The 468-nt window shown below is 54.9% G+C and carries 1 protein-coding gene; it reads left to right on the forward strand.

The features are described 5' to 3' along the window. Window positions 1-306, forward strand: a 306-nt coding sequence (locus HMPREF2886_RS34570; RefSeq protein ID WP_168172013.1) for a hypothetical protein, incomplete at its 5' end; no start/stop codon positions are given. Between the last annotated feature and the right edge of the window lie 162 nt (window positions 307-468).

Below are 468 nucleotides of genomic sequence, written 5' to 3' on the forward strand. Positions count from 1 at the left end.
CGTGATGACGGCCGGGACGCGGCGGCAGCGACCTATGCCGCGCAGCGGATCAACGAGCAGGACAAAATTCTGGTTGAGCTTCAATCGCTCAACGATCCCCACGTATCGGATTTCGTCCGCGATTGGCGCTACTACGCGCCAACGCCTTCGCCTGAGCAGCTTTCTGAGCTTCGGATAATTCAGCAGAACATCAGGAACGATAAAAGCGTTGCTGAAAAGTACACGCTGGAATGGCAAAACAAGAATGGCTTCTGCTCAAAGGTTGAAGGCATGTTTGGCAAGATCGAATGCACGCCCGGCCTCTGAGGTCATCGCATTGAGGAAAGGAGCATGGGATTAGACATTGGACAATTAAGCCCGTGGGTGGTCGGTGCTTACTTAGTAGCCCTATTGGCGGTTCTGGCGTGGATCGCGGTCGGTGCATTCAAGGACGACGAACTGCCGATGATGCCGGGGGTTTTGGCCATC

Source organism: Pseudomonas sp. HMSC066A08, assembly GCF_001813025.1.
Lineage (GTDB): Bacteria > Pseudomonadota > Gammaproteobacteria > Pseudomonadales > Pseudomonadaceae > Pseudomonas > Pseudomonas aeruginosa.